This window comes from Corynebacterium amycolatum, assembly GCF_016889425.1.
Taxonomy (GTDB): Bacteria; Actinomycetota; Actinomycetes; order Mycobacteriales; family Mycobacteriaceae; genus Corynebacterium; species Corynebacterium amycolatum.
Window position 1 is genome coordinate 1,607,732 of the sequence record NZ_CP069513.1, and the last position, 22,927, is coordinate 1,630,658.

The following is a 22,927-nucleotide window of genomic DNA, read 5'->3' on the forward strand; positions in this document are numbered from 1 at the left end:
ATCCCACTACAAGGAGAGATTTGACTTATGCACTTCAGTGATAAGGACCATCTGGAGGCAGAGCGCACTGAGCGCGTTGGCCGGATCGAGCGCGCCACCCGTGAATCGAGCATCGTCTGCTCGGTGAATCTCGATGGCACCGGCAAGACCGATATTTCGACAGGTCTGCCGTTCTTTGACCACATGTTGACCGCTTTCGGCTCCCACGGCAGCTTCGACCTGACTGTGCATGCCAACGGTGACACCGAGGTCGATGCGCACCACACGGTGGAGGACACCGGCATCGTTATGGGGCAGGCGTTTGCCCAGGCACTGGGGGATAAGTCCGGTATTCGCCGCTTTGGTGACAGCTTCATTCCAATGGATGAAACTCTGACGCACGCAGTGGTTGACGTGTCGGGTCGTCCGTATTTTGTTGGTACTGGCGAGCCAGAGCAGATGTTGACTGCCGTTATTGGTGGCCACTACGCAACGGTTATCAATGAGCACTTCTTTGAGTCCTTCGCCCTAAATGCTCGCATTGCGCTGCATGTTCGCTGTCTCTACGGGCGCGATCCGCACCACATCACCGAGGCTGAGTACAAGGCTGTGGCCCGTGCCCTGCGTGCTGCCGTCGAGGACGACCCGCGCGTCCACGGTGTGCCGTCGACTAAGGGCACCCTATAGCTTTCGCAGGCTACGCGCGCCCGAGTTGCGCCTGTAGCTGTTCCACCTGCGCATTTAATTCCTCTACCTGCTGCTTCAAATCCTTGATGTCCTGGCGGTAGAGGTCAATGCGCTCATCAACCTGCTCCTTTGTGTAGCGAGGTTTGATGTATTTGGAACAGTTACTATCAGCCGAAATGACATCGACTACCATCGCGCGCTCATATGGGCTGCGGATTTCTCGGCCGTTGACCTGCCGTAGCGTATCCATCAGCTTTGGGTCGTCGGCTTTTTCAATCACTTGTGCTGTGCCGAAGAGCTTGAGCCGCTTGCGCGTAGCGTAGTCGATGAAAAACATACAGACTCGACTATCGCGGTCAACATTTCCGGTATTGACGAACTGATTATTGCCATGAAATTCGAGCCAACCCAGCTTCATGGGGTTCAGTACATGGACAAATCCCTCGGGTCCACCGCGGTGTTGGACATAGGGCCAGCCAGCGCCGGTAACAGTGGACAAGAAAAAGTGCGATGACGTTTTAATGAGCTTTTGGTGGGCCGGCTCGATTTCAAAGTGGTCTTGAGATCGGGGAATCTCAGTTTGAAGTGATTCCTGGCGGCGCCGGACGTAGCTGTCAAAGGCAATGTCCTGGTACTGGAGATCCTGGTACTCGGGCTTATTGTCCATCGGGCTCATATCCGCAGACTTTAGCCCCGAGGGGAAGCGCTAGTGCTGACTTTTCAAATAGTTCCCAATTTTGGAGGTGCAGTTTTGTGTGTGGGGGGAGCCTATGTTTTTGTCAAGCCTAAATCGGAATTCTTAGGTGAAACTCTTTTGGGGGTATGCACGATTATTGGGCCCATCAACTGGTGTTGGTGGATCTGATTGCTGCTCGGCTTAAACTGCTACTGATTGTTTGGTAAGTGTCTCTCGGTAGAATTCCTTGTTTTTGAGCATGGCGTAGATGACGTTGCATCTGCGTCTGGTTGGGCACATGAGTGGGGCGCATTGTGGCGTTTGCCTTCTGCTCTTTTGCGCCCGTAGTAGGTTCGGGATGTTTCGTGGCTTCGAATGGCAGTAAACGCTTCAGTAGAACAGCGCATTTTTCAGTCGCTTGTTTCCTGTTCTGGATGGGAACTCGCCTCGTATTGATGAGCCTGATCTTCGTGTCACAGGAGCAATTCCTGCAAAGGCGGCCAGGTGGCCAGAGGATGCGAAGTCGGATCCATCACCGATGGAAAGCAGGATTCTCGTGCTGCGGTCTTGATGCCGATTCCCGGCGTATTCGATCCAAGACCTCGGAGGCAGGGATATCCTCCAGCACGCCGTCGACCTGGCCGACGATAGTTTCGCGTTGGGTCTTTAGTGCTTTAATGTTGGCTGCCAGCTGCGGGATAACAAGTTCGGCTGCCTCGGTTCCGGGAACAGTAACAGTTCGTGCCGCTAGTGCCACGAAAATGCTGTCCACCAGCACGTCCGGGTTGTGCCGGCTTCTCTTGGATAACCACGCCAGAACCCGGGTACAACCAGTCTTTTTCAGTCCTGTCGGACCTGTGTAATGGATGAGTAAGTCCAGTGTCGGGGTGTGGGTACGCGTGCTGCCAGCGAAAACACGCTTCAGACTGGGGTAGATTTGGGTGAGTAGACTGCGTAAGCGGTTGACGGTTCTGGTGCAGTCACGAGAAATGTCATCGTCAAAGCCGGACAGCATCCTAAGGGCTGCGAGTACTTCACTGTTTCGGTCAACCGCCCGTAGGGTGTGCGGCATTGTTCATGCAGTGTCGGCTGATGATGAAGGCGTCGCGACTGTCGGTTGTCGCCTGTCCAGGGTAGAGATTTGCAGCTTTTCTCATGGCCAAGCCTGGTAAGTAGCCGACCTGGCAACCGTGTTGATGGGCAACTGCAATGGGGAGCGCTCCGATGGTGTTGGGTTAGTCAACAACAACTAAGACTGTGCCGTGAGTCTGAAAGTCTTCGAAGAGTGCTGCTAACTCTGATTCGAGTTGGGGAAGAGTCTTGTCGAAAACCTTTATGCCGTCCTTGTCTAAGGCGCAGGCGTGGTGTTGAGACTTGCCTACGTCTAGGCCCCAGGAGAATGTCGATGGGAATATCCTGCGACATGGATGGCTCCTAGGAAAACGTGGTGGATTTGCCAGTCGCTGGTGTCATGACATTCGTGGCGCACACCCACGTCTACATTGAAGCCTGGAGATTCCGGCCGCGTCCCTATTAGCTGTCATCGAATGTTCTGGTGCCGGGCGGTATCCCGGTTTATTGAAACTACAGGGCGATTAAGCCGTACCCGGCCCAGCGACTGTTCCCATTATCGGGGATGACTTCAAGGTAACGGGCAATAGTGGGGCGGTTTAATGCGTGTTCATTGCGAGTCGAAATAGCACCGACAACGAGCTCATAATGGCAGCCGTGGTAGTTATTAAGGGCAGGCCAATTCTTTTCCTTAGCTGGAGTTTTGGAGGGACTAATGGTAACAACGTCTGTAGACGTGCTTCTAGCGCAGGTGTCTACCGCATCGACGCTAAGCACTTATTTTTTGTTCATTGTCGCTGGTCTGCTGGTGGGCGGAACATGGTCACTCTATAAGTCCGGATCAAGGGTTGGAACGATTGTTCTCGGGCTTTTATCTGTGATCGCTCTCGCCGGCGCGATTTTGTGGTTGTTAGGAGTGATGGAGTAAATGGCGTCCCGGGTGATGGACCGCAGGCAGTTAGACGAACTGGACAGCATGTGGAAAGCGCCCGGACTAGTACCTACGCTAGTCGCCGTGATGGCCGCCTTCGGTGGCTGGTCTCTCCTCATGCCTGTTATTCCGCAGGCAATTCTTGACGATGGCGGTGGAACCTCGCTCGCCGGTGCCTACACCGGTGTCTTCATGGCTGCCACAGTTCTGACGCAGACTCAGACGCCACGAGTGTGTCGCCGTCTTGGCTACGGCATGACCATGCTGATTTCAGGTCTGTTCTTGGGCTTGCCGACGATTCTGCACATCTTCGGCACTGACGCTGCATTGGTTCTCATGATTGCGGTTTTGCGTGGTATGGGCTTCGGCGCGTTGACTGTCGCCGAGTCCGCATTGATCGCAGAGCTTGTGCCCCTGAAATTCCTGGGTAAGGCCTCTGGTGTACTTGGTGTGGCCGTTGGTCTGTCCGAGCTTATTTTCCTGCCACTTGGTCTCATCATTGCGGATAAGACTGGCTCCTACACTCCGGTTTATATTCTGGGTGCCGTCATTTCGCTCGTTGGCTCGGTGATGGCCCTATTCATTCCGAAGATTAAGCCAGCGCCGAAGGAGGGCAAGGGCGGCAACGAGGATGTCGGTGACCCCGTTCCTGGCTCTGCAGCAACGCAGCCGAGCCCAGTTGAGCACGTTGCCACTTGGAAGCTGGTGGCCATTCCCGCGCTTGCAATCTGCACGATTGCTATGGGCTTCGGTGGTATTTCCGCTTTCCTTGCACCGGCAGCTCGTGAGGTTGATGCTGTTTCTGGTGCAATTGTCGCTGGTCTGGCTCTATCGGTTCTCGGTGGCGCGCAGATGGTGTTCCGTTACTTCGCAGGAATCTACGCCGACCGTAAGTCTGAGGCTGGAATTCTGCTGATTCCGGCATTGATCAGTGGTTTTATTGGCCTGCTGATGATGTCCGGCGTGGTTCTCTTTGATCTGTCGGCCTGGCTGCTGTTGGTCGCTGCCATTTTCTACGGCGCGGGCTTCGGCATTGTGCAAAATGAGGCTCTGCTGCTGATGTTTGCCCGCCTGCCGCGTGACCGTACTGCTGAGGCCAGTGCCTTCTGGAACATGTCCTTTGACTCGGGCACAGGTATCGGCTCGTTCGTTCTGGGAGCCGTAGCTGCGGCTGCGCTCCGTCCGTACCCGGCTGTCTTTGCCTTTGCAGCAGCTCTGCTGGCAGTTGGCCTCATTGGTGCGGTGCTCGACCGAATCATCGGAAAGCACCGCGTGGCGGAGTACCAGAACACCCGCGCTACGCTGCGTCGTCTGGGAGATGCCGTGAAGCGTCATACGCCGGAGGCAGCCGTGCGTGTTGCCCGCCCGGCAAAGAACGCAGTGACGCGCTTGACGGTTCGGGACCGCAAGAAGAAGTAACTACATAAAAAGAGACGTTAGAAAAAGAGTGGCTGCGCTAGTCCTAGCGCAGCCACTCTTTTTTGGTTAATAAATGCAACCCCCGGTGTGTGATCAGCCGTGCCTGTTTACGCGACGGCGACGTCCATCTCGGTGAAGAGAGACCGCAGGCGGGTTTCGATATCGTCGATAAGCGACTGGAGCTCGTCGTCTGCGAGATTGTCCGGATCCGCGACATCCCATTCCACGTAGCGGTCGCCTGGGACTGCCGGCGTCTCCTCGATGCCCATGAGCACTACGACATCGGCGCGGTGGGAAACACGGGGAGTAATCGTCTTTTGAGTGAGGCGCGAGGTGTCCACCCCGCGATCATGAAGAGCTTCGACGACGCGCGGATTCAGGCCATCCTCTGGAGTCAGGCCGATGGTGCGGATAAAGACTTCGTCACCGGCCAGGTGGTAAGCCAGAGCAGTGGCAATCTGGCTGCGGCCGGAGCCGCGGCTGTCGGCAAAGAGAATTTCCTGGCGCGGGGCGAAGTCCTTGCATCCGCTCGCGGCCTTGATGCGCTCGGTGGCCTCGCGTTCGGCGAGGACGGGGAGGAAGTTAGTCACCTTCGCAGAGCTGGACAGCTCTGCAATGACATCGTCGAGGATGGAATCGATAGTCGCAGCATCGCAGGCTGCATCGTAGAGCCGGTGAAGGTCCTCGCGGACAATGGCAAATGATTTACTAAGAACGGATGCGGTAGTCATAGCGTCTGAGTCTCTCTGTGAAAAATAATCAGGAGTATTAGGGATAAATCAATAACTTAGTTAACCTGTTGTTAATCTTGAGTTTACCAAAGTATTCGGTGGGCGTATACCAGCGCTTTTGCCTGTCCAGGCAGTTTTCTTGGGGTAAATGGGAAACATCGATTCCCAGCGCCTTAAAATGTCCAACTATGGAACAAGTCTCACCTTCGACGAAGACCCCAACTGTTGCCATCCTTGATTACGGCTCCGGTAATTTGCGTTCAGCTGAGCGCGCTGTGGCCACCACGGGTGCCGAGGTTATTGTGACCGCCGATCCGAAGACCGTGATGGAGGCCGATGGTCTCCTCGTTCCCGGCGTCGGTGCCTATGCCGCATGCATGGAGGGTTTGCATCGAGTGCAAGGGCCGCGCCTGATTGGCTCTCGACTCGCAGGTGGTCGGCCGGTGATGGGAATCTGCGTTGGTATGCAGGTGCTCTTTGACCGCGGCGTCGAGTACGCCGACGGCATCCATGCAGCGGAGACCGACGCATCCGCAGCTGTCACCGGCACCCCGGGTTGTGGTGAATGGCCCGGTACTGTCGAGCGCCTCGAGGCGTCGATTCTGCCGCACATGGGCTGGAACACGGTTGAGGTGCCGGAAGGCTCAAAGATGTTTAAGGGGCTGGAAGATCAGCGTTTTTACTTCGTCCACTCCTACGGTGTGCGCACGTGGGACCTTGATACGGATTCTCGCATCGCTCCGCCGCTGGTGACGTGGTCTGCCCACGAATCCGATCGGTTTATCGCAGCCGTAGAAAACGGTCCGCTGTGGGCTACACAGTTCCACCCTGAGAAGTCTGGCGAAGCAGGGTTGAAGCTGCTGCAGAATTGGGTGGACACGCTGTAGTTGCCCAATCGGTAGTATCTTCCCTAACCGCACTACCTGGCAGGTGACGGAATTTCGCCACTTAGACCACCTATACTGAGATAACTAGCAACAAGCGTCGTGGCGACTATGGCCACAACGCCCAAAAGTCGAAGAGAGTAGAGCCCCCATGAGTTTGACCCTGCTGCCCGCTGTAGACGTAGCCGATGGCCAGGCTGTGCGCCTTGTTCAGGGTGCTGCTGGAACCGAGACTTCCTACGGTGCACCGCTGGAAGCTGCCATGAATTGGCAGAACGCAGGCGCTGAGTGGATCCACTTGGTCGACCTCGACGCCGCGTTCGGTCGCGGTTCGAACTACGACCTGCTTGCCGACGTTGTGGGCAAGCTCGACGTGAAGGTGGAGCTCTCCGGCGGTATCCGTGACAACGCTTCGCTCGAAGCTGCGCTGGCAACTGGCTGCGCCCGCGTCAATATTGGCACCGCCGCACTGGAGAACCCGGAGTGGTGCCGCGAGGTTATCGCCAACTACGGCGACCGTGTGGCCATTGGTCTGGACGTCCTCAACGAAGAGGGTCAGTGGCGCCTGCGCGGCCGCGGCTGGGTCTCCGACGGTGGTGACCTCTGGGAGGTGCTGGAGCGCCTGGATGCTCAGGGTGCATCCCGTTTCGTGGTGACTGACGTCTCCAAGGACGGCACCCTGCAGGGGCCGAATGTGGAACTGCTGCGCGAGGTCGCTGCTGCTACCGATGCTCCAATCGTCGCTTCCGGCGGTGTCAGCAGCCTGGACGACATTGCAGCTATTGCCACGCTGGTCGATGAGGGTGTTGACTCCGCAATTGTGGGTAAGGCGCTCTACGCAGGGCGTTTCACTCTGGAAGAGGCCCTGGCAGTAGCTCGCGGCTAAAGAGAACACTTTCGTGGCCGGGCCGGGGAGACGTCGTCAAGCGAAAGCGTTAACGAGCAAACGGCACCCCGGCTGAGACGGCGGATGAAGGACTTAGAAAGTATGGATGCCCTGGAACCGCGGGCGATGCTCGCTATTGCTGAAGCGGCGCTCGATGAGGTTGAAGGCCTGTTCACGCAGCAGGTGGGCGCGGACCCGGTTGTCATGAAGCCGCGCGGGGATTTCGCGACGGAGACCGACCTGGAAATTGAGCGTCGTCTGCGCCAGCTCCTCACGCAGTATTCTGGCCTGCCCGTCTACGGCGAGGAATTCGGTGGCAAAGTCCCCGAGGAACATACCGCCTGGGTCATCGATCCGATTGACGGCACCACGAACTATTCCAACGGCTTTCCGCTGTGTGCCATGCTGCTCACACTCATGCATGAGGGGGAGCCGGTGGTCGGCATTACCTCCATGCCTCTGCTGCGCCGTCGTATCACCTCAGCTAAAGGTAGCGGCACATTTGTCAACGGCCGTCGCGTCAACATCGATGCCGAGGCCGGTCGCCCGGTTTCGATTGCCTTCGGCTCCGTCATTGCGAGTACCGACGGCACACTCCCACGTAAGTGGCGCCAACTGTTGCTGTCAAAGGTGGGCGAGCGCTATCCGACGATCCGAATTACTGGCTCTGTCGGAGTGGACTTGGGCTCCACCGCGATGGGGGCATTCGGCGGCACGGTGACTTTCTCACCGCATGTATGGGATAACGCAGCCGGCGTACTGCAGATTTCCGAAGCTGGTGGCGTGGTCACAGACTTGGCAGGCAATCCCTGGCGGCATGATTCCGTAGGCGTGCTAGCGGGAACTCGAGATGTCCATGCCACGCTGCGGTCGATTATTGACCAACTGGGTCGTCCGGAGACTTTCCGGAGCTAAAACTTGGGCGACGCCCCGAGCTGGGTGGTTGCGCAAACCGTCGAGCCACAACTTTGAGCTAACACGAGGAGAACTTAAAAACTATGTCTCTGGCAGTACGCGTGATTCCTTGCCTGGATGTCAACAATGGGCGGGTCGTCAAGGGGGTTAACTTTGAGAATCTCCGCGATGCCGGCGATCCGGTCGAGCTGGCCCGCCGCTATGGCGAGGAGGGCGCTGATGAGTTGACATTCCTGGACGTCACGGCTTCCAAGGATGGCCGTGGCACCATGCTCGACGTGGTGCGCCGCACCGCGAGTGAGGTCTTCATTCCGCTGACGGTCGGCGGCGGCGTGCGCAGCGTCGAGGATGTCGATCAGCTGCTTCGCGCCGGAGCCGACAAAGTCAGTGTCAACACCGCTGCGATTGCACGTCCGGAACTGCTCAGCGAGCTGTCGCGTCGTTTCGGCGCACAGTGCGTCGTCCTGTCGGTGGATGCCCGCCGTGTTCCCGAGGGAGGCACGCCTCAACCGTCGGGCTTCGAGGTCACTACGCATGGTGGTTCACGCTCGGCCGGGATCGACGCCGTCGAGTGGGCGCGCCGCGGCGAGGAGCTTGGCGTCGGCGAGATTTTGCTGAACTCCATGGATGGCGACGGCACCAAGGATGGTTTCGACCTGGAGTTGCTGGAGAAGGTCCGCGCTGCCGTCGACGTTCCGGTGATTGCCTCTGGTGGTGCGGGTAAGGCGGAGCATTTCCCGCCAGCCGTGCGCGCCGGTGCCAACGCGGTTTTGGCTGCTTCCATTTTCCACTTCGGCGAGGTTAGCATTGTTGAGGTCAAGGAAGAGATGGCCCGTGAAGGAATCGAGGTACGTCAGTGACGGACCTAGCCCCAGGAGCTGCAGCTCACGGTGCAGGAGATGATCCGCGGGAGTACACGCTCCCAGCAGATATCGCGAACATCGCCAAGTTCAATGCTGACGGCTTGATTCCCGCTATTGTGCAGGAAGAGTCTACAGGCCGTGTACTCATGATGGCGTGGATGGATTCCCACGCCCTGGCGTACACCATCGCCACCAAGCGCGGCACCTACTGGTCGCGTTCGCGGTCGGAGTACTGGATCAAGGGACTGACTAGCGGCCACTTCCAGACGGTGACATCGCTGGCGTTGGACTGTGATGGCGATACCGTGCTGATGCAGGTAGTGCAGGACGGCGCCGCATGTCACACTGGCTCGCACAGCTGCTTTGACGTGCATCCCGTGTTCGAGGACTAGGCGGTCAACCTTGGCTGCCGAGGTGGGGTTTCGTCGTCAAGCGCGCCCAACTCCGGTGAAGTCCGGGGTTAAGTGATGTGCAATCCGGGGTGCGTGGCACAATAGCGGCTATGACTCGTATCACCATGACCACGCGTGAGCGTTTCCGCGAACTGGCTGCACATCATCGGGTCGTACCCGTGGTTCGCAAGGTTTTGGCGGACGGCGAAACGGCGCTGTCGGCCTACCGCAAGCTCGCAGCCGATCGTCCCGGCACCTTCTTGCTGGAGTCCTCCGATGTGGGGCAGTCGTGGTCGCGCTGGTCGTTTATCGGTTGCGGCAGTCGCGCCGCGCTGACGGTGGATGATGCGGGGGAGGCAACTTGGATTGGCAACGCGCCGTCGGGCGCGCCAGAGGGCGGAAATCCGCTGGATGCGCTGCGTCGCACGCTGGAGCTGCTGCACACGGAACTCCCGCTTGCCGACGATGCTTCGGTACCCAAGCTCACCTCTGGTCTCGTCGGCTACTTCGGGCATGACATTGTCCGCTACATTGAGCCGCAGCTGCCGGATACCACTGACAATGATTTGCAGATTCCGGAGCTCATGCAGCTGCTGGTGGAAGATTTGGCTGCTTTTGACCACCACGAGGGTGTGCTGTGGCTGATTTCCAATGCCGTCAACTGGGACGGCTCGGATGAGCGGATTGATCAGGCGTATGACACCGCCTGTGATCGTGTCAATGCGATGGTGGAGCGGCTTTCGGAGCCCTCTGATCTGCGTCCGGCGGAAGTTAGCTTCCCAGAGCCGGTGATTCGTCGCCAGCGCGCCGCCGAGGACCACATGGATCGTATTGAGCGTTGCAAGGACCACATCCGCGCCGGTGATGCGTTCCAGATTGTGCTCTCGCAGCGGTTCGAGATGGACACGCAGGCCTCCGCCTTTGATATCTACCGCATCCTGCGGGTTTCCAATCCGTCGCCCTACATGTTCCTGGTCAACGTTCCAACCAAGGACTTCTCCGGTACTGCTTTCCAAATTGTCGGTTCCTCCCCAGAGTCGCTCGTGGCAGTCCAGGGCAGTGAGGTCATCACCAACCCCATCGCGGGCACGCGTCCGCGTGGTGCTACGGTGGAGCAGGACAATGCGCTGGAAGCTGATTTGCTGGCAGACGAGAAAGAAAATAGTGAGCATTTGATGCTCGTCGACCTTGGCCGCAATGACCTCGGACGTGTCTGCCGCCCGGGCAGTGTTGTTGTGCACGACTTCCGTCATATTGAGCGCTACAGTCACGTTATGCATCTGGTCTCTACGGTCACCGGCGAGCTTTCCAGCGACGCCACGGCTGTCGACGCATTCGCGGCCACTTTCCCAGCGGGAACGCTCTCAGGTGCGCCGAAGCCTTCCGCGCTGAGCATTATCGACAAGTTCGAGGACACGCGCCGGGGTGTTTACGGCGGCACCGTTGGATACTTTGACTTCCGGGGAAATACCGATCAGGCAATTGCCATCCGCACAGGCGTGAAGAAGGGCGATACCGTCTACGTCCAGGCCGGTGGCGGAATTGTCAGTGATTCTGACCCGGTGGCAGAGGATGAAGAGACCCGCAACAAGGCCGCGGCTGTGCTGCGAGCTGTCGCGGCAGCTGAGACACTAGTCCCAGCGGAAAGGAGCTAGGTTTTCGATGAAGTCGACAACGATGCTCTCCGGTGGCCTCATTGGTGTGGCCGCGGCGGGAATGTGGTTGTGCAGCCGAAGTGCGTGGCTGACAGTCGATACTGTCGACGACAAGTCCGGTCCTGCGACCACAGATTTGGTGGGCGCAGTATGGGCTCCGGAGTTGACCTCGATTGCGCTGGCAATGGTGGCCGCGCTTTTTGCCACCACCATTTTGGGCGCACTCGGCCGCCGTATTGTCGGTGGGCTTGCGGCGCTGCTCGCAATTGCGGCGTCGTGGACCCCGATGACTTTGCTTGCCAGCGGAGAAGACGGTGTGGACTCCCAGCGGGCACTGGATTTGTTGACATCGGGAAGCGCCTCACAGCGCGCCAGTGATGCGGTGACTGTGGCAGACTGGGCGCAGGTCGATAACATTCAGGTACACGCGATGGGGCCAGCTCTGGCCTTGCTGTGCTGCGCACTGGCGCTGGTAGGGGCGGTATTGCTGGTACGTCGACCGGGTGCTGTGAAGAAACAGAAGTCCAGCGCGTATGAGACCCCGGAGGTACGCCGTCAGCGTATCGCCGAGGATCTGGAGGAAGACCCGCAGTCGGGTCGAGTTCTGTGGGATGCTTTGGATGCCGGTGTAGATCCTACGGATCTGGATAAGGAGTAAGGCCGTGGCTAACGTTCTGGACAAGATTATTGAGGGCGTGCGGGAAGATCTCGCTGCTCGGGAAGCCAAGATTTCCTACCGTGAAATCAAGGAGCTCTCGCTGAAGGCACCGTCGCCGATTGATACCGTGACGGCACTGGCAAAGCCTGGGGTGCAGGTGATTGCAGAGGTCAAGCGTGCCTCTCCGTCAAAAGGAGAGCTGGCTGACATCCCCTCGCCGGAAGTTTTGGCGGCAGAGTACGAGCAGGGTGGCGCGGCTGTCATTTCCTGTCTGACTGAGGAGCGCCGCTTCCGCGGTTCGCTCGCTGACCTCGATGCCGTGCGCCGCGCGGTGAACATTCCGGTGCTCCGCAAGGACTTCATCGTCACTCCGTACCAGGTCCATGAGGCTCGCGCGCATGGTGCCGATTTGGTGCTGTTGATGTGCTCCGCTTTGGATCAGCCGACACTGGAGTCGCTGCTGGATCGCACCGAGTCGCTCGGTATGAACGCTCTAGTTGAGGCGCACACCGCTGAAGAGGTTGAGCGCGCCGAGGCTGCTGGTGCCAAGATCCTCGGCATCAACGCCCGCAATCTGAAGACTCTCGACGTGGACCTCTCCGTGTACGAACGCCTTGCACCGATGCTGCCGGATCATGTTGTGAAGGTGGCAGAGTCCGGTGTCAAGGGGCCGGAGGAACTGCGCTACTACGCCTCCCACGGCGCCGACGCGGTGCTGGTGGGAGAGGGGCTGGTCACCGCGGGCAAGCCGGGTGAGGCTTGCCGACGTCTCGTTGCCGCCGGTGTTCACCCGACACTCCGCAGCGAGTAGCGATAGTCCGCGGTTGCGATAATCAGCTGCATCGCACCGCGAATTCCGCCTCATTTGGTTGCGTGTCACACCTGTTGTGCTGGCGCACCACAGTTTCTTAGGCCTTATCTCCCCGCAACGGGTGGGGATAGTCCACAATAGATAACTGTGAGTGACCAAGATTTCAAGAATCATGATGCCCGAGGTGACCGCTTGCCTACGATGGGTGAGGTTATCGCGGAGACAACGAACCACGAGTCAGATGCCATTGGGCACTGGGGTAAGTGGGGCGGCCAGTTTGTGCCAGAGGCGCTGATGGCCGTCATCGGTGAGGTCACCGATGGCTACGCGAAGGCCCGCGTTGATCAGGATTTTCTCGATGAGCTCGACCGGCTACAGCGTACGTATGTCGGCCGTCCCTCGCCGCTGTACTACGCGGAGAAGTTCTCCGCTGACATCGGCGCTGACGTCTGGCTCAAGCGCGAGGATCTGAACCATACTGGCAGCCACAAGATTAATAACGTCTTGGGCCAAGTCCTGCTTGCCAAGCGCATGGGTAAGAAGAACATCATTGCCGAGACCGGTGCCGGACAGCACGGTGTTGCAACCGCCACCGCTTGTGCGCTGCTCGGCCTTAACTGCCGTATTTACATGGGTAAGGTCGACGCGATTCGCCAGCGTCTCAATATCGCCCGCATGCGCCTGCTTGGCGCTGAGGTTATCGAGGTCGAGATTGGTTCGAAGACTCTCAAGGACGCAATCAATGAGGCCATGCGTTTTTGGGTTTCACACGCCGATGACACCTACTACTGCTTCGGCACTGCAGCCGGTCCGCACCCGTTCCCAACAATGGTGCGCGACTTCCAGCGCATCATCAGCGCCGAGGCACGCCAGCAGATTCTCGCGGAGACCGGCTCGCTTCCCGACGCTGTCGTGGCCTGCGTTGGCGGCGGTTCTAATGCAATCGGCGCGTTCCACCACTTCATCGATGATGAATCGGTTCGCCTGATTGGCGCTGAAGCTGGCGGCGATGGTGTTGAGACCGGTCGCCACGCAGCCCCTATTTCGGCCGCCGGTAATCCGGGTGTGTTCCAGGGCTCCTTCGCCGCCCTGATGCAGAACGAGGACGGCCAGATTACAGAGTCGCATTCGATCTCTGCGGGTCTGGATTACCCGGGTGTGGGCCCGGAGCACTCTTATCTGGCTGATATTGATCGCGCGTCCTACCTGCCGGTGACCGATACCCAGGCGATGCAGGCATTCCAGGACCTGACTCGGATGGAGGGCATCCTGCCCGCTATCGAGTCCGCACACGCGGTGGCTGCCGCCCGACTCATCAGCGGTGACCTGAATGAAGAGCTGGGCCGTAAGCCGCTGATTATTGTCAATGTTTCCGGTCGCGGTGACAAGGATGTCGACACCGCTGCTAAGTGGTTTGATCTGATGGAGGAGTCCTAAATGAGTCTGAGTGACGTCTTTGACAAAGTCCGTGAGGAAAACCGCGCAGCATTTATCGGCTACTACCCAGCGGGTTTCCCGACTACCGATAAGTCGATTGAGAACATCAAGGCGATTGTCGACGCTGGCGCCGACATCATCGAGGTTGGTCTGCCTTTCTCCGACCCGATGATGGATGGCCCAACCATTCAGGATGCCGCCAACGTGGCTCTGGATGCGGGCTTCCGCACCCGTGAGATTATGCGTGTGGTCCGCGAAGTCACCGAGCACGGCGGTACCTGTGTGGTCATGAGCTACTGGAATCCGATTCTCCAGTATGGTCCGGAGCGTTTCGCTGAGGACTTGGCCGCCGCTGGTGGTCGTGGCACCATCATCCCGGATCTCATCCCCGAGGAGGCCGGCCAATGGCAGCGTGCAGCTGAGACCAATGGTCTGTCCAACATCATGTTGGTTGCTCCGTCATCGACCAACGAGCGTCTGCAGCTAACTGCCACCGCGTCGACCGGCTTCGTCTACGCCACTAGCCACATGGGAGTCACAGGTGCCCAGGCCAGTGTCGACTCGGCCGCCGGCAAGTTGGTTGCCCGCACGCGTGAGGTTACCGATACACCGGTGTGCGTCGGTTTGGGCGTCTCCAATGGGGAACAGGCCGCGGAGATTGCCGAGTTTGCAGATGGCGTAATCGTTGGCTCGGCACTGATCAAGGCCGCGATGAAGAGCACCGATGACCTGGTAACGCTCGCCCGTGAACTTGCCGCGGGCGTACGAGGAGAGAGCTAGCGCATCTATGAGTTCCACCCTTGTTCTCGCTGAGACTGCAACGACGTATCTGGCCAACATTCCCTCTCCGCCGCAGGGGGTGTGGCAGTTAGGGCTGCTACCACTGCGCGGTTACGCGATTTCCATCTTGGTTGGCGTACTTGTCGGCATTTACTGGATGCAGCGCCGCTACGTGGCCAGGGGTGGAGACCCGGAGTTGGTCCTCGACATTGCCATTGCGGTTATTCCTGCGGGCATTATCGGCGGCCGTCTCTACCACGTCGCCACCGACTGGGAGAAGTACTTTGGCCCCGGCGCCAATCCCGCCGATGCACTGAAGATCACCAATGGTGGTCTCGGTATCTGGGGAGCGGTGGCGCTGGGGGTGCTGGCCGCGTGGGCGGTCGCTAAGTGGCGGAAGGCGCCGTTTGCGCCAGTTCTTGACGCGGCCGCACCCGCAATCATCCTTGGTCAGGCCATTGGGCGTCTGGGCAATTGGTTCAACCAGGAACTCTACGGCGGCCCAACGTCGCTTCCGTGGGGTCTGGAAATTTACCAACGAGTTGATGAGTTTGGCCGAGTTGCCCCTGTCACCGGAACGTCGACAGGCGAAGTGCTGGCCGTGGTGCATCCGACGTTCCTCTACGAGATGGTGTGGAACGTCCTCGCCTGTCTGGTCATTGTCTGGGCGGACCGAAAGTTCAAGATGGGCGGCGGCCGCGTCTTTGCACTCTATGTCGCAGCCTACACTTTGGGACGTTTCTTCATTGAACTCATGCGCGTCGATGACGCAACGCTGATATTCGGTGTGCGTATTAATAACATCACGTCGCTCGTGGTCTTCTTCTGCGCTGTGATTGCTTTGTGGATTCTGCGAGCGAAGAGCCGCGAAACCGCAGCTGAAGTCAGGGGAGAGTGCGAGGCTGCTGAAGCTCACAGTGTTTCCAACTGACGCATAGCCCGTTAAGGGACTAGGCTGGAGGCCGTGCTTAGACGAACGAAGATTGTATGTACCCTCGGTCCAGCAGTTGCTTCGCTGGAGGGGATTACCGGGCTGGTCAACGCCGGCATGGATGTTGCCCGTCTGAATTTCTCTCACGGTGAGCATGAGGACCACGCTCAGAACTACCACTGGGTGCGTGAAGCATCCGATGCTACGGGACGTGCGGTTGGTATTCTCGCCGATTTGCAGGGGCCAAAGATTCGCCTCGGTCGCTTTAAGGAAGGCTCGACGTATTGGGCTGACGGCGAGATTGTGCGCATCACCGTCGACGATGTCGAAGGCACGCACGACCGCGTCTCCACCACGTACAAGAACCTCGCTGATGATGCCCGTCCGGGCGATCGCCTGCTTGTCGACGACGGTAAGGTGGGCCTGGAGTGCATCGAGGTAGATGGCAATGATGTGGTGTGTCGTGTCATCGAGGGCGGTCCGGTCTCTAACAACAAGGGTGTTTCCCTGCCGGGGATGAACATCTCGGTGCCGGCTCTGTCGGAGAAGGATATCGCTGACCTGCGCTTCGCTCTGAAGCTGGGGGTGGACTTCATTGCGCTGTCCTTCGTCCGTTCGCCTTCCGACGTCGAACTGGTCCATGCGGTCATGGATGAGGTTGGCCGTCGTGTCCCGATTATCGCCAAGCTGGAGAAGCCAGAGGCAGTCGAGTCTCTTGAGGCGATTATCCTGGCCTTCGATGCCGTGATGGTTGCTCGTGGCGACCTCGGTGTTGAGGTGCCGCTGGAAGATGTTCCGCTGGTTCAGAAGCGCGCTATTCAGATTGCCCGCGAGAACGCCAAGCCGGTCATCGTGGCCACCCAGATGCTCGACTCCATGATTTCGAATTCGCGCCCGACTCGTGCGGAGGCCTCCGACGTGGCCAACGCTGTGCTCGATGGTGCAGATGCCGTGATGCTTTCGGGTGAGACCTCAATTGGTAAGTACCCGCAGGCCACGGTGAAGACCATGGCTCGCATCGTTACCGCCGCTGAGCGCGAGGGGGAAGTTCCTGCGCTGACTCACATGCCGCGCACTAAGCGTGGTGTTATTTCCTACGCAGCTCGCGATATTGGTGAGCGCTTGAATGCCCGCGCTATGGTTGCTTTCACCACCTCGGGTGATACCGCTCGCCGTGTGGCACGCTTGCACTCTCGCCTGCCGCTGCTGGTATTCACTCCGAATCAGCAGGTTCGTTCGCAGCTTGCGCTGACGTGGGGCGCGGAGACCTTCTTGGTGCGCGAGGTTAACAGCACGGATGAGATCATGCAGGTCATCGATGAGCAGCTCTTGACCATGGAAAACTACAACGCTGGTGACACGCTGGTCGTTGTTGCTGGTACCCCTCCAGGAAATGAGGGCAATACCAACATGATTCACGTCCACGTTATTGGCGAGGACGCACGCTAGCTCTTTGGCACATTTGAAAAGCCGGTAAGCCCTTGTGGGGCTTACCGGCTTTTTGCTAGAGCCTTTCAACCTGGGCTGTCTTTTTGTCCCTGTGCGCGGTGGCAAGTGGCCGACAAACAACCTTTACTTTGCCAGGTAGGACAGCACGGCGGCAGCGGCGGCAGAAGTCGCGGAGGTAGCCGTTGGCTTGAAGTCCGGCAGGAAGGTCGGCATGTGGTTCGATGGTACGTCTTCGACCACGCGGTCGGCAGCAACGGCGGCTTCCCACGTATCCCGAGGTGTGGCGCCAACTGTCCAGTAGACATACGGGCAGTTCAGGCCACGGGGAAGGTCTGAGAAGTCCTCCGACGCCGTCCACGGCACGGCATCGGTGGAGTCTTCGCCGAGAACAGCGTCCAAGACCGGGCGAATCGTGGCAAACGCCTCCGAATCATTGTCAGTGACTTCGCCGTGATCCGAGTAGTCAATCACAGGTTCAACCTCAGTACCGGAAGCCAGGCACTCGCCACGAACAACGCGCTCAATGCCCGCAATGAGCTTGGCGCGTACCTCGTTGGAGTAGTAGCGAATGTTCAGCACAATCTTGGCCTGACCTGGGATTGTGTTATTCGAATTGCCAGACTGCAGCGTGCCGACGGACAAAACACCAAACTCGTGGGGAGGAATCTCGCGCCCCACAATTCCTTGCAAGCGCAGAACGATCGCGGCGGCCAAGTACGTCGGGTCAATGGCGTTGTGTGGCATAGATCCATGCGCGGAGCGACCGGTCAGCGTGATGCTGATGGTGTCACAGCCAGCAAGTGCCGGGCCGGGCATGGTCATTACCTGACCTGCGGGGCCGGGAACAATGTGCTGGCCGAAGCACACATCTGGGGTGGGGATGAGGTCTGCCAGGTCGTCGTCAATCATGGCCTGTGCACCGCAGGCCAGTTCCTCGGCGGGCTGGAACAAGGCAATGAAAGTACCCGACCACTCAGACTTAGTCGCTGCCATCAGGCTAGCCAGGCCAAGACCAGCCGTCATGTGCATATCATGGCCGCAGGCGTGCATGACGGCGGTGGCGGAACCATCGCGGGCGGTACCGGTGGCTGAGGAAGCGAAGTCCACACCTGTTTCCTCGAAAACTGGAAGCGCATCGATATCAGCGCGGAACAGCACAGTGGGGCCGGGGCCATTTTCCATGACACCAACGAGGCCGTGGCCGCCGATTCCCTCATGCACTGTGTAAGTGCCCATGTCGCGAAGAGCACCGGCCAGATAAGCGGCAGTTTTCTCCTCTGCTTGAGACAGCTCCGGGTGCTGGTGCAGGTAGCGGTAGATTTCCCACTGTTTGTCCAACGGCACTCGATGGGTGGCGATGAGGTCGCGAATGCGGCTCAGTCGTGCTTCATTGTTGCTCACCTGGATTAAGACTCCTTACTTCTTTCTCTATTTTCTGCCCAGAGGCCTACAGTCGCGTTCCGTCCTCGACAAGCGGGTTGTACTTCAGGGAATTCGGCAGGCACTGGCACTCGGTCGCAATGTGAATGCTGTCCGAGATCTTCCCGGTCTCCCGTAGACGGTACATCTCTGGTACGACGCGGTCGCGCAGATCCCATGGGGAGATGGTGTTCAGATAAATCTTGGTGCCACCTTCAAAGCCGGCCAAGTTCGAGGTGCGCCACTTAATCATCACCCGCCATGGCATGCGGGCATCCAAATCGACAGGACGGTGATGCCATTCCTCATTGCATGGAATGGTGGGGCCGGCAGCGGCATGACAGGCGTGAATCAGATCCGACATGGCGTCGATTTCAGCGCGGGTTTGCAGCCACGGTTCGCAGATGTCCGACTTCGAGAAAATCTCCAGCGTGGGGTAGCGGTGTCCGAATCCGGCAAAAGCCACTGCATGCTCATTTTCCGCGATGATCAGATTGTGGCGGGCAGCATAGTCCACTGCGAATTCGTTGTAGATATTCGGGTTCTTGCGCACCGCTCGCACTTCGCGCTTGAGCTGCTCGCCGTGCTCATCGATGGCCACAAGCTGCTTGTGCAAGTGATCGAAGCTCGCGCCTGCCGGCTTCAGCCAGTTTTGGAAAGCGGCCACATAACGCACGTAGCGGTTACGTCGGTACAGGTCAGCAATCGACTCGACGGTAAACGCAATGAGTGCGCGGTGCTCGGCAACGCTCAACGTGCCAGAAGAAGCCAGCTGGTTATCGTGAGTAGCGCCGTCCACAAAGTGACGACGGGCAACGATTACATCGTGGCCGCCGGCGAAATAGCTCGGGGCTCGGCGCAGCAACTCCTCGTCGGAAAGCGAGCTGATTTCCTCTTCGCTGCGTCCAGCGGCGCGGTAGCGCGTGCGAATGATGTTGAGCACATGCTCGCGGCCCATCGGGTCGTCGAGGTAGGCTTCCATACGCTGCTGAGTCTCGCGGTCGGGCTCGAATCCGTAGTTGTCCGCCCAGTAGTCATACGAGACGATTTCGAACAGGTTGGGCACGCGGCGGAATTCCGCAGTGGTGTCGAAGAGCTGGTCAGGCAGTACTCCGGTCACTGTGGTGTAACCGCCGAATACTGAGTCATCGAGGACAACGCGGGCCTTCTCTGGTGGGGTTTGCAGCAGATTGTTCCAGCCGAAGGAATCGCGGGAACCAAAATCCTCCTCGCTCAGTGGCTGCGGATCCGTGTGCTTAATTCCCAGCGGCCGATTGCCACGACCGGGGACTGTCCACACCTGGGTACCGGAAAAAGGATTGACTTGCTTCACCGTGCCGTCGGCAAGCGTGATGAGAGGATTGCTGAAAGCCTGCATAGGTTCAACACTACGTCTTTGCTGGCGGTCGGCGCGTCAACGTAGGGGGATAGGAGCTTGACGACGGTTAGTTATTGTCTGGCCGTCTCGCGTGGCTTAGCCTGTGAAGTTATGTCGAAGATTGTTTTTCACTGCCTGGTGAAGCCGACCGAATCGGAGGCGCTGGCCGAGGCATTTCGTACTAAGTTGAGTGAGTTTGACCGCGCCGGGCGGGTTAGTGATGTGGCTGTGTCGGTGGCGTCGGCGGACACTGACGCGCAGTTGGTGGAGCAGTGGGAGCGCGAGAACCCGAAGGAGCCGCTTGGAGAGAGGAAGGTATTCCGTTATCTCTTGAGCTTCGATCAGCACGGTGGTTCTCTCAATGAACTCGCTATGGACCTCTCGGAGCTACTGACTCCGCGTGCAGAATTGCCCCCGGATCCGGTGCTGCGTGAGTTCGACGAATTACTCGAATCTGTTGCGACGTATCCCTGGAATGTTGCCGTATTTAGGTAATTTCCTACCTAATCGGTGAAAAGTGTAACTGGTCACAGTGGCGGTGCTTGGCTCAGAGAGCGGGTGTAGTGCGAAACACTACGAGTTTTCCCAGCAATATGCCGTTGTATAATTATGTCCGCTTCAATATCAACAGTTGCCCAGTCCTTGTGCACACAACCTGTGCCACCGAGATACGGCAACCGAGAAGCGGTTTACAACCGCGGACTGGTTGTTCTTCGTGGGCGCCATAATGGTTACGCAGAGAGGTTTATTTTGAATATCGAGCAGAAGGTTTCGGGACTCTATGACCAGATTCTTACCCGAAACGCCGGTGAGCCGGAGTTCCACCAGGCAGTGGCAGAAGTTCTGGAGTCCCTGAAGGTCGTCCTGGAAAAGGATCCACACTACGGTGACTACGGCTTGGTTCAGCGTCTGTGTGAGCCGGAGCGCCAGATCATTTTCCGCGTGCCGTGGGTCGATGACCAGGGCCAGGTTCAGGTCAACCGTGGCTTCCGCGTTCAGTTCAACTCTGTGCTGGGCCCGTACAAGGGCGGTCTGCGCTTCCACCCGAGTGTGAACCTCGGCATCATCAAGTTCCTGGGCTTCGAGCAGATTTTCAAGAACTCCCTGACCGGCCTGCCAATCGGCGGCGGTAAGGGCGGCTCCGACTTTGATCCGAAGGGCAAGTCTGAGCTGGAGATCATGCGCTTTTGCCAGTCGTTCATGACTGAGCTGCACCGCCACATCGGCGAGTACCGTGATGTCCCGGCCGGTGACATCGGCGTCGGCGGCCGCGAGATCGGCTACCTGTTCGGTCAGTACCGCCGTATGGCCAACCAGCACGAGTCCGGTGTCCTCACCGGTAAGGGCCTGACCTGGGGCGGCTCCCTGGTCCGCACCGAGGCCACCGGCTACGGCTGCGTCTACTTCACTGAAGAGATGATGAAGGCCAACGGTGCTGACATCAACGGTGCCAAGGTCATCGTTTCCGGTTCCGGTAACGTCGCTATCTACGCCATTAAGAAGGCTCAGGAGCTCGGCGCTACCGTCATCGGTTTCTCTGACTCCTCCGGTTACGTCTCCACTCCGAACGGTGTCGACGTCGAGCTGCTGAAGGAAATCAAGGAAGTCCGTCGTGCTCGTGTCTCCGAGTACGTGGCCGAGGCTGAGGGCGCTGAGTTCCACGAGGGTGGCAACATCTGGGAGCTCAAGGCCGATGTTGCACTGCCGTGTGCAACTCAGAACGAGCTGAGTGGCGAGTCCGCCAAGCTGCTGGTCGAAAACGGCTGCCGCTTCGTTGCCGAGGGCGCAAACATGCCGTCCACCCCGGAGGCCATCGAGGTCTTTAAGTCCAACGGTGTCCACTTCGCACCGGGCAAGGCTGCCAACGCTGGCGGTGTTGCTACCTCCGCTCTGGAGATGCAGCAGAACGCGACCCGCGATTCCTGGTCCTTCTCCTACACCGATGAGCGCCTGAAGCGCATCATGACCAACATCTTTAAAAACTGCGAGACCACCGCAGCTGAGTACGATCACGAGGGTAACTACGTGCTCGGTGCCAATATCGCAGGTTTTAAGAAGGTCGCTAACGCAATGCTGGCTCAGGGCGTCATCTAGTTCGCATCGAGTCCGCTAACGTCTCCGCTTTACGACGGGTTCCCGGAGACCCCGCCCGTGGAGTAGCCAAAAAGCCCACGCTGTAAACTCCCTCCCATGGAGTTATCAGTGTGGGCTTTTGTCTTTATCGTGGCAACGATTTTCATCGGGGCACTGATGCAGCGAGTAGCTGGCATGGGACTCGGTCTGCTGGGAGGGCCAGTCCTCTCACTGATTGCAGGCCCAGTAGCAGGTATTTTGATTATCAACGTGCTCGCCACCGTCAATGCGGTCATGCAGACTATCTCGGTGCGAGAAAACGTCGACTGGAAGAAGTTCTGGCTAATTGGTCCGGTGATGGCTTTTGGGGCGCTGCCAGGCGCCTGGGTGGTTCACAACACGCCCAGCGGGCCACTCCAGGTTCTGGTCGGTGGGCTAGTGCTGCTTGCGCTGCTGGTGACATCCTTTATGCCTCAGCGCATGCGTGTTGACGGCCCACAGTACGCCGTTGCCTCTGGCGTTGCCGGCGGCTTTATGAATACCTTGGCCGGCATCGCGGGCCCGGCCATTACCGTTTACGCGCAGGCCTCTCGTTGGCCAGCGCAGACGTTTGCGGCCACCTTGCAGCCGCTTTTCTTTGTCTCCGGCGCATTGTCCTTGCTGTTCAAGGAAATCAGCGCTGACGTCTCCGTCTTCTCCACCACGCCGGTTATACTCTGGCCGCTGTGTCTGGCTGCCATGGTGGTGGGTATATTTTTGGGCACTCGCGTTTCTCGGCGAGTGCCCATTGTGCAAGCCCGAAAGCTCGCGGTCATTCTGGCGACTACCGGCGCGGCAGTCACTATGCTTCGCGGAATCTCCGCAACTTTTGGCGCTTAGGCTTGCTGTTCCGCCTGCCAGCC

At 58.6% G+C, this 22,927-nt stretch carries 21 protein-coding genes and 1 pseudogene; 17 read left to right on the top strand and 5 right to left on the bottom strand.

The genetic code is table 11. The features are described 5' to 3' along the window. The first annotated feature begins 27 nt into the window (after window positions 1–27). Window positions 28–666 carry an imidazoleglycerol-phosphate dehydratase HisB gene (hisB, locus tag I6J19_RS07090; protein WP_052155531.1) on the top strand — a complete coding sequence of 213 codons (639 nt, stop codon included), beginning with the start codon at window positions 28–30 and terminating at the stop codon, window positions 664–666. Between the two features lie 10 nt (window positions 667–676). Here hisB and I6J19_RS07095 read toward each other — a convergent pair whose 3' ends face one another. Further along, complete coding sequence (locus I6J19_RS07095; RefSeq protein WP_224786579.1) at window positions 677–1,342, bottom strand: pyridoxamine 5'-phosphate oxidase family protein; 666 nt, start codon at window positions 1,340–1,342, stop codon at window positions 677–679. A gap of 201 nt (window positions 1,343–1,543) precedes the next feature. Then, window positions 1,544–2,757 (bottom strand): annotated as a pseudogene (locus I6J19_RS07100) (IS110 family RNA-guided transposase). Between the two features lie 584 nt (window positions 2,758–3,341). Here I6J19_RS07100 and I6J19_RS07105 point away from each other — a divergent pair. Beyond that, a complete protein-coding gene (locus I6J19_RS07105) occupies window positions 3,342–4,763 on the top strand; it encodes an MFS transporter (RefSeq protein ID WP_070432103.1) in 1,422 nt (473 codons plus the stop codon). 107 nt (window positions 4,764–4,870) lie between these two features. Here I6J19_RS07105 and I6J19_RS07110 read toward each other — a convergent pair whose 3' ends face one another. Further along, a complete protein-coding gene (locus I6J19_RS07110; protein WP_038625718.1) occupies window positions 4,871–5,494 on the bottom strand; it encodes an arsenate-mycothiol transferase ArsC in 624 nt (207 codons plus the stop codon). A 188-nt stretch (window positions 5,495–5,682) separates the two neighbouring features. On the opposite strand from I6J19_RS07110, the gene hisH reads away from it, so the two are divergent. The 12 genes from hisH to pyk all read left to right on the top strand — a co-directional run bounded on the left by hisH (window position 5,683) and on the right by pyk (window position 17,155). Then, the gene (gene hisH / locus I6J19_RS07115; RefSeq protein WP_038625717.1) at window positions 5,683–6,381 is read left to right on the top strand and encodes an imidazole glycerol phosphate synthase subunit HisH; all 699 of its coding nucleotides are present in this window, start codon (window positions 5,683–5,685) and stop codon (window positions 6,379–6,381) included. 148 nt (window positions 6,382–6,529) lie between these two features. Beyond that, on the top strand, window positions 6,530–7,264 hold the full coding sequence (gene priA / locus I6J19_RS07120) for a bifunctional 1-(5-phosphoribosyl)-5-((5-phosphoribosylamino)methylideneamino)imidazole-4-carboxamide isomerase/phosphoribosylanthranilate isomerase PriA (protein ID WP_016422946.1): 735 nt from the start codon (window positions 6,530–6,532) through the stop codon (window positions 7,262–7,264). A 102-nt stretch (window positions 7,265–7,366) separates the two neighbouring features. Then, the gene (locus tag I6J19_RS07125) at window positions 7,367–8,179 is read left to right on the top strand and encodes an inositol monophosphatase family protein (RefSeq protein WP_038625716.1); all 813 of its coding nucleotides are present in this window, start codon (window positions 7,367–7,369) and stop codon (window positions 8,177–8,179) included. An 83-nt stretch (window positions 8,180–8,262) separates the two neighbouring features. Continuing rightward, window positions 8,263–9,039, top strand: a complete 777-nt coding sequence (gene hisF / locus I6J19_RS07130) for an imidazole glycerol phosphate synthase subunit HisF (RefSeq protein WP_038625715.1) — start codon at window positions 8,263–8,265, stop codon at window positions 9,037–9,039. Next, entirely contained in the window at window positions 9,036–9,434 is a 399-nt protein-coding gene (gene hisI / locus I6J19_RS07135) for a phosphoribosyl-AMP cyclohydrolase (RefSeq protein WP_038625714.1), read from the top strand. Before hisF ends, hisI begins: the two co-directional genes overlap by 4 nt. A gap of 110 nt (window positions 9,435–9,544) precedes the next feature. Next, entirely contained in the window at window positions 9,545–11,089 is a 1,545-nt protein-coding gene (locus I6J19_RS07140) for an anthranilate synthase component I (RefSeq protein ID WP_038625713.1), read from the top strand. Between the two features lie 7 nt (window positions 11,090–11,096). Continuing rightward, window positions 11,097–11,747: a TIGR02234 family membrane protein gene (locus I6J19_RS07145; protein WP_038625711.1), complete on the top strand. Its 651-nt coding sequence runs from the start codon at window positions 11,097–11,099 to the stop codon at window positions 11,745–11,747. Window positions 11,748–11,751: 4 nt separating this feature from the next. After that, entirely contained in the window at window positions 11,752–12,558 is an 807-nt protein-coding gene (gene trpC / locus I6J19_RS07150; protein ID WP_038625709.1) for an indole-3-glycerol phosphate synthase TrpC, read from the top strand. Between the two features lie 147 nt (window positions 12,559–12,705). Beyond that, a complete protein-coding gene (gene trpB / locus I6J19_RS07155; protein WP_005510336.1) occupies window positions 12,706–13,995 on the top strand; it encodes a tryptophan synthase subunit beta in 1,290 nt (429 codons plus the stop codon). Continuing rightward, complete coding sequence (gene trpA / locus I6J19_RS07160; protein ID WP_038625708.1) at window positions 13,996–14,775, top strand: tryptophan synthase subunit alpha; 780 nt, start codon at window positions 13,996–13,998, stop codon at window positions 14,773–14,775. 7 nt (window positions 14,776–14,782) lie between these two features. Beyond that, the gene (gene lgt, locus I6J19_RS07165) at window positions 14,783–15,706 is read left to right on the top strand and encodes a prolipoprotein diacylglyceryl transferase (protein WP_187402466.1); all 924 of its coding nucleotides are present in this window, start codon (window positions 14,783–14,785) and stop codon (window positions 15,704–15,706) included. Between the two features lie 33 nt (window positions 15,707–15,739). Continuing rightward, entirely contained in the window at window positions 15,740–17,155 is a 1,416-nt protein-coding gene (gene pyk / locus I6J19_RS07170; RefSeq protein WP_038625706.1) for a pyruvate kinase, read from the top strand. A 123-nt stretch (window positions 17,156–17,278) separates the two neighbouring features. On the opposite strand, the gene I6J19_RS07175 is transcribed toward pyk, so the two are convergent. Both I6J19_RS07175 and I6J19_RS07180 read right to left on the bottom strand, forming a co-directional pair. After that, window positions 17,279–18,556 carry an amidohydrolase gene (locus tag I6J19_RS07175; protein WP_038625705.1) on the bottom strand — a complete coding sequence of 426 codons (1,278 nt, stop codon included), beginning with the start codon at window positions 18,554–18,556 and terminating at the stop codon, window positions 17,279–17,281. 46 nt (window positions 18,557–18,602) lie between these two features. Further along, a complete protein-coding gene (locus I6J19_RS07180) occupies window positions 18,603–19,952 on the bottom strand; it encodes a DUF4921 family protein (RefSeq protein ID WP_187402465.1) in 1,350 nt (449 codons plus the stop codon). 111 nt (window positions 19,953–20,063) lie between these two features. Here I6J19_RS07180 and I6J19_RS07185 point away from each other — a divergent pair, with 111 nt between their 5' ends. The 3 genes from I6J19_RS07185 (at window position 20,064) to I6J19_RS07195 (ending at window position 22,904) form a co-directional block, all read left to right on the top strand. Next, complete coding sequence (locus I6J19_RS07185) at window positions 20,064–20,447, top strand: hypothetical protein (protein ID WP_038625702.1); 384 nt, start codon at window positions 20,064–20,066, stop codon at window positions 20,445–20,447. A 255-nt stretch (window positions 20,448–20,702) separates the two neighbouring features. Further along, window positions 20,703–22,046, top strand: a complete 1,344-nt coding sequence (gene gdhA / locus I6J19_RS07190) for an NADP-specific glutamate dehydrogenase (protein WP_038625701.1) — start codon at window positions 20,703–20,705, stop codon at window positions 22,044–22,046. Window positions 22,047–22,142: 96 nt separating this feature from the next. Further along, window positions 22,143–22,904 carry a sulfite exporter TauE/SafE family protein gene (locus I6J19_RS07195; protein ID WP_038625700.1) on the top strand — a complete coding sequence of 254 codons (762 nt, stop codon included), beginning with the start codon at window positions 22,143–22,145 and terminating at the stop codon, window positions 22,902–22,904. The last annotated feature ends 23 nt before the right edge of the window (window positions 22,905–22,927 follow it).

Excerpts from the sequence above, each read along its gene's own strand:
- I6J19_RS07125 (WP_038625716.1), top strand. The coding sequence starts at position 7,367 with ATGGATGCCCTGGAACCGCGGGCGATGCTCGCTATTGCTGAAGCGGCG.
- I6J19_RS07180 (WP_187402465.1), bottom strand. The coding sequence starts at position 19,952 with ATGCAGGCTTTCAGCAATCCTCTCATCACGCTTGCCGACGGCACGGTG.
- lgt (WP_187402466.1), top strand. The coding sequence starts at position 14,783 with ATGAGTTCCACCCTTGTTCTCGCTGAGACTGCAACGACGTATCTGGCC.
- I6J19_RS07195 (WP_038625700.1), top strand. The coding sequence starts at position 22,143 with ATGGAGTTATCAGTGTGGGCTTTTGTCTTTATCGTGGCAACGATTTTC.
- hisF (WP_038625715.1), top strand. The coding sequence starts at position 8,263 with ATGTCTCTGGCAGTACGCGTGATTCCTTGCCTGGATGTCAACAATGGG.
- I6J19_RS07140 (WP_038625713.1), top strand. The coding sequence starts at position 9,545 with ATGACTCGTATCACCATGACCACGCGTGAGCGTTTCCGCGAACTGGCT.
- trpA (WP_038625708.1), top strand. The coding sequence starts at position 13,996 with ATGAGTCTGAGTGACGTCTTTGACAAAGTCCGTGAGGAAAACCGCGCA.
- I6J19_RS07110 (WP_038625718.1), bottom strand. The coding sequence starts at position 5,494 with ATGACTACCGCATCCGTTCTTAGTAAATCATTTGCCATTGTCCGCGAG.
- I6J19_RS07095 (WP_224786579.1), bottom strand. The coding sequence starts at position 1,342 with ATGAGCCCGATGGACAATAAGCCCGAGTACCAGGATCTCCAGTACCAG.
- I6J19_RS07105 (WP_070432103.1), top strand. The coding sequence starts at position 3,342 with ATGGCGTCCCGGGTGATGGACCGCAGGCAGTTAGACGAACTGGACAGC.
- I6J19_RS07185 (WP_038625702.1), top strand. The coding sequence starts at position 20,064 with ATGTCGAAGATTGTTTTTCACTGCCTGGTGAAGCCGACCGAATCGGAG.
- I6J19_RS07145 (WP_038625711.1), top strand. The coding sequence starts at position 11,097 with ATGAAGTCGACAACGATGCTCTCCGGTGGCCTCATTGGTGTGGCCGCG.
- hisB (WP_052155531.1), top strand. The coding sequence starts at position 28 with ATGCACTTCAGTGATAAGGACCATCTGGAGGCAGAGCGCACTGAGCGC.
- priA (WP_016422946.1), top strand. The coding sequence starts at position 6,530 with ATGAGTTTGACCCTGCTGCCCGCTGTAGACGTAGCCGATGGCCAGGCT.
- hisH (WP_038625717.1), top strand. The coding sequence starts at position 5,683 with ATGGAACAAGTCTCACCTTCGACGAAGACCCCAACTGTTGCCATCCTT.